This is a genomic window from Aliiruegeria sabulilitoris (assembly GCF_001558155.1).
Classification (GTDB): Bacteria; Pseudomonadota; Alphaproteobacteria; order Rhodobacterales; family Rhodobacteraceae; genus Tropicimonas; species Tropicimonas sabulilitoris.
The window spans coordinates 1-4524 of the sequence record NZ_LOAS01000079.1 but is presented as its reverse complement, the minus strand read 5'-3'; the positions used below and the strand labels follow the sequence as shown (position 1 = coordinate 4524).

Genomic DNA, 4524 nt, shown 5'->3' with positions numbered 1-4524 from the left:
TCAATCCGCCTCTGGCTCCGCCATTTGTCAACATGACCTAGGCTGCGTGTGTCGAGGAATCGGATCAGTGATTACTTGCTGAAGCGGCGTTGAATAAGAAACCATGGCTTCCCGTCGACCATACACACCTCTCCACCGAACACCCCGACTTTCGCAGCGGCGGTGTTGGTTGCGGCGTTGTAGTGCCGAAGCGCAATCGCACCATCGCGACGGGCGCTTTCAAGTTGGCGTTCTCGCATGCGGGTGTCGTCATCAGGATCGTCTGTGAAAAGCCGTACGGCGTTCTGCCTACGGTCAAGCCGGTCAGTTGCATGGACCCCCAGCTTTCTTTCAAATCCATCGACACTTGCAAACCATGAGCCGCGGTCTTGCCGAAAGTCCAGGTCCTTTTTCATCGTCTTGCTGTCCGCAAAAGCATTGTCACTTGCGCCATGATCTCCGCGATGCAATCGACTGTGCTGGCGTTATCATACACAGCGGGCCGAAGCCCCATTGTGTAAATGGCGAACAATGCCCGGACCGCGCGATCTATATCCAAGCCTTCGGGAATTTCGCCCGAAGCGATACCCTCTTCTAGAACGCGCCGCACAGGAGCCAATGCCACGGCCAACTGCTGGCGGTTCTCCATTTCGGTCTCCGCAGGCCACGACCAGAAGTAAGCTTGCATCACGGCGAACAACTCCGGGTCTGCCAGGTCGTGCATGGCGAAGGATCGGACGATCCGCTCAAGCCTTTTTAAGACAGTCCCGTCATCTTCGGCCAGTTCCGTTGCCTCGGCCGCCTGCGCTTCGTTGCTCTCGTGAATGATCTGATAGAGCAATCCTGCCTTGGAGTTGAAATGCACGTTGATCATCGAATGCGAGACACCAGCCGCCCTCGCGATGTCGGTAACGCTGACATTGCGATAACCGAACTCGGCAAATAGCGACTTCGCCGCTGCGATTAGAGCCGCTTTGGTCTTGGCGCTCTGCTTCTGTTTGAGTGTCGGCCCACTTGGACGTCTGCGATTTTTTGTTTTCATATCAGCGATATCTACCATTTTATCGAGAGTATCAACAACTTTTTTAATATTATTTACACAAACATTGTTGATAATAATGTTCGATTGACTACATGTATCTCGTCGAAGGGCCAGACCGTGAGATCAAGCCGACGAGAGGCTCACTCTCAAGTCAACCTCAAGGGATGGTCCTTCAGCATCTACCAGCCGCAGCCAAGATCACATTGGTGGGAGGAACTGACATGACGAACCCAGAGAACCGAGCATCATTTCACGATGCCGAAGAACAGTTCTTTGCAGTGGACGCGAGTGCCAATGGAGAAGACGATTTATCCCACTTCTCTTCGCGAGCATCCAGAAACGCCCGACACGACCCTTGGTTTCTAAGGACCATGATCCGGCTTGCAACAGATCTTCTGGAAGAGATCGAGGTCAGACACGACGATCCTAAGCCAGACGGGGCCGCAGGAACCGCCCCCACGCCGAACGCACCGCTACTGAGCGAACGTGAGACTGAGGTGATGACCTGGGTTGCCGAAGGCAAGTCCAACAGTGTGATCGCCACGATCTTAGGCATCTCACCGCACACCGTCGATACCCACCTGCGCCGAGCCTTCCAGAAGCTCGACACAACAAGTCGAACAGTTGCAGCGGTGCGCGCAGTACAGGGCGGACTGATAACCAAAGCCTAAAAGAGAAAGAAGCCACAACCTTTAGCTCAATACTCTACAGCTACACACGGGTCGGAATTCAATTGTTCAAGAAACTATCACTCGCTGTCACGCTCCCATTTGTGCTTGTTGGATGCTCCACGACAACCGCCGCACTGAAGGAGTCTGGAACAACTACCGTTGTCGATATCCCGGCAAATTATCAGATGGTCTATCGTAGGATCAATCAGACCATCGGTTGTACGGATGGTATGTGGGCAGGAGGCTTCGCCTCGTTTCAAGTGGACCGTGAGCTATACACAGAGCTTGGTATCGGAGAGATCAGCTTGCGTATGAACAACGCTGGTGTGAACAATTATTATTCAACCTCGACGATCACAAGGACGGGTCCAAATTCGTCTCGTCTGGAGGTAACGACAGGAAATTCCCTTGGATCACGTGCGGATATGCAGGCCATCGTCGAGGCGGCGCAGGGTAGAACCCCTCCCAATTGCTGATATTAAGCCTTTGTTTCTGCAATAAAACCGAAGCCTAGCCTGTCGTGCCGCACGTTGCCGCTTCGTGTGGTTTCACGCGAGCCACAGCCGCTAAGAAACCGCTCTCTATGGAACCTCAATGGCAGGCATCGGCGAAAGTGAGATGTCCCTGGCCCTCGACATCGGCCTCCATGATCAGCTGAAGCAACGCCTCAGCAACAGCCCGAAGGAAGTCGCCTCCGTCTTGGTTTGCCAGAAGCTCAGAAAGGTCCATGTTGGTCTTGGTCATCGGGGTCTCCGTGTGGTTCGTGGTTGAAGCGTCGAAACTCCACCTCGACCATACACCTCGATGGCCACCCAGGATTACACCGGCACCGCCGATGAAATTACACCACTTAGCGTAATCGCCACGCCTACCCTACCACCATTGTGGTGTTCGCTTTATCCGATTCTGAAGCCCGGTGAATCCAGCGTCGCCATTCAGAAGAAGAAGCTGGGCATTGAGAACCAGCAGGTCGAACGGCTTCGCCGGCAAGTTGTCGTCCTTGAACGACGAAAGCAATCCAGCAATATCCTCGACAAGCGCAATTCTGGCGTCAAGATCGATGTTGTGCCAGTTCTCGGCGGATTGAACACCTCCTTCCTCGTCCCACTCATCCTTTTCGTCGTCGAAAAGGTCATCGTAGGATATCCCGCTGCACTCTGCCGGACAGATGCCTGCGCCCGCGAAATACCCTTGCTCTTCAGAATTGGGGATGCGCCGCGTAATACCGCGCCCGCGCTTCCCTGACCCAGCCGGACAGGATGTTCCACACCATTTGATGTCCGGCATCCTCTCTCGCCGGGGAGACCCTGGAAATGTTGTCGGGCAACCAGCCACGGGTTTCGGAAATGTAGGTGCGTTTCCGAGCCGCCCGGCGCCGACCGGCCGTCACCGTCCTTTCCATGTTTTCAGCGGCTTTCCATCCGCCAATCGCTCCATGGTTGAGATGGATTGCCTGCGTCGTTAGGTTTGCGAGCGGACTTCCTTCAGTCAGGTCCTTGTCCACGGATCCAAACAACGGGCGGGAGGCGGAGGTTTCATCCCGATAGATGTGATAGATCCACCTGACGTTGGTGCTCGGCATCCGGTGCCGCGCATTCGCAAGACTGAATGTCCGGTTGACCGCATCGAGCAGGAACAATCCGTCGACAACGATGCCTTTTTCGCCTAGTAGATTGGAGGCAAGGATAGCCGACATGCCGCCCCGGCTGAACCCGGCTAGAAATACACCCGTTCGCCGCGCCCCCGTCAACTCCGTCACGTTTTCTTCGACCCAGCGGGCACAGCCCCGGGCCTTATCGTCGGTATCCGAACCGTTGAGCGTATCGGTCGTTCCCTTAATGTAACCGTGGCGACCAAACGAAAACTCCGGGCCAATCCTTTTGACGTAGCTTGTGAATTCATGTGCGGACTTTGCGCTCTTGTAGAGCTGCCTGTCGAAATTGTTTGTTCCATCGATTCCGCAATATACCGTCGGCATCGCTCATTCCCTTAAACAGAAAACTGACAGTATATTTTTTTCCCAATCGGCTCCCGTCAATCGCGCCAATTAGCGCATCTTACGCCTGTACCGTGGAATGCCCATTTCCACCGTCTTCGAGCACCGCCGTCATGCGCATGATCGCGATCACGACCCAAACTCCAAGAAAGCAGCTCGACAGGTCTGCCCGACGCGCTGAAAAACAAGGGCACGACCGAAGAATGATGCCGGTTCAGGACCCGATACGCGCAATTCCGTTTCCTCGCACGGAAGTCGCGACCATCAGGAGCGCAGTACGCTTGACCCACATGCTCTGTCAGGCGATCCTCACCCACAACGGCAGGCCACATGGGGAATGTCGGCTCAAGAAATAAATCAGCATTCTCGGCCATGAGCGACCACCGTGTTTTTCATGCAGGCAAAACAGTGATATCTTTGCAATTTGAATGCAAGTTGACTCGATTCTTCTATCGCTACTTGTAGGGGGGAACAATGGCGGGCAGCGCCGAATTGGACCTGTCACGCTTTGATGCCGCTCCAAGTTCTCAGAGAGGCACCTGGGCTTCGAAGGTCAAAGGACTTTCCAGCCGAGAGCTGAATGCTTACGGCGCGGATTATAGAAGCCGTTGATGTATTCGAAGATCGCCAGCTCGGCGGTTCGCCGGGTTGGCTATGAACGGCGCCAGATCAGTTCGGCCTTGATTGTCTTGACGAAGGTTTCGACCGCCGCGTAGCAGTTTCCTTTCCCGCCATCGATACCCTGAAGCCATGCTGGCGCAGGATCTTCTGGTAGTCGTGGGAACAGTACTGGGCGGATTCAACCGGTCGTCGCAACACCCCATTGTTGGAGGTCC

At 54.8% G+C, this 4524-nt stretch carries 6 protein-coding genes and 1 pseudogene; 2 read left to right on the top strand and 5 right to left on the bottom strand.

The window, feature by feature from the left end; genetic code table 11:
* Positions 1-71 precede the first annotated feature (71 nt).
* A complete protein-coding gene (locus tag AX756_RS24500; RefSeq protein WP_068318465.1) occupies positions 72-395 on the bottom strand; it encodes a hypothetical protein in 324 nt (107 codons plus the stop codon).
* Positions 392-1021 carry a TetR/AcrR family transcriptional regulator gene (locus AX756_RS24495; RefSeq protein WP_068318468.1) on the bottom strand — a complete coding sequence of 210 codons (630 nt, stop codon included), beginning with the start codon at positions 1019-1021 and terminating at the stop codon, positions 392-394. The genes AX756_RS24500 and AX756_RS24495 overlap by 4 nt, the downstream gene beginning before the upstream one ends.
* 221 nt (positions 1022-1242) lie before the next feature.
* On the opposite strand from AX756_RS24495, the gene AX756_RS24490 reads away from it, so the two are divergent.
* A complete protein-coding gene (locus AX756_RS24490; RefSeq protein WP_068318462.1) occupies positions 1243-1692 on the top strand; it encodes a helix-turn-helix transcriptional regulator in 450 nt (149 codons plus the stop codon).
* Between the two features lie 591 nt (positions 1693-2283).
* Here the strand turns inward: AX756_RS24490 and AX756_RS25945 are convergent.
* On the bottom strand, positions 2284-2436 hold the full coding sequence (locus tag AX756_RS25945) for a hypothetical protein (RefSeq protein WP_156461691.1): 153 nt from the start codon (positions 2434-2436) through the stop codon (positions 2284-2286).
* A gap of 60 nt (positions 2437-2496) precedes the next feature.
* Between AX756_RS25945 and AX756_RS25940 the strand changes: the two genes are divergently transcribed.
* Positions 2497-2937 carry a hypothetical protein gene (locus AX756_RS25940; RefSeq protein WP_156461690.1) on the top strand — a complete coding sequence of 147 codons (441 nt, stop codon included), beginning with the start codon at positions 2497-2499 and terminating at the stop codon, positions 2935-2937.
* Here AX756_RS25940 and AX756_RS24485 read toward each other — a convergent pair.
* Together AX756_RS24485 and AX756_RS25395 are read right to left on the bottom strand one after the other, a co-directional pair.
* A complete protein-coding gene (locus tag AX756_RS24485) occupies positions 2891-3670 on the bottom strand; it encodes an alpha/beta hydrolase (RefSeq protein ID WP_068318459.1) in 780 nt (259 codons plus the stop codon). The genes AX756_RS25940 and AX756_RS24485 overlap by 47 nt on opposite strands.
* A gap of 545 nt (positions 3671-4215) precedes the next feature.
* A pseudogene (locus AX756_RS25395) lies at positions 4216-4524 on the bottom strand (IS3 family transposase); the annotation flags it as partial.

Coding starts and splice junctions, on each gene's coding strand:
- AX756_RS24495 (WP_068318468.1), bottom strand. CDS start 1,021: ATGAAAACAAAAAATCGCAGACGTCCAAGTGGGCCGACACTCAAACAG.
- AX756_RS25940 (WP_156461690.1), top strand. CDS start 2,497: ATGGCCACCCAGGATTACACCGGCACCGCCGATGAAATTACACCACTT.
- AX756_RS24490 (WP_068318462.1), top strand. CDS start 1,243: ATGACGAACCCAGAGAACCGAGCATCATTTCACGATGCCGAAGAACAG.
- AX756_RS24500 (WP_068318465.1), bottom strand. CDS start 395: ATGAAAAAGGACCTGGACTTTCGGCAAGACCGCGGCTCATGGTTTGCA.
- AX756_RS24485 (WP_068318459.1), bottom strand. CDS start 3,670: ATGCCGACGGTATATTGCGGAATCGATGGAACAAACAATTTCGACAGG.
- AX756_RS25945 (WP_156461691.1), bottom strand. CDS start 2,436: ATGACCAAGACCAACATGGACCTTTCTGAGCTTCTGGCAAACCAAGAC.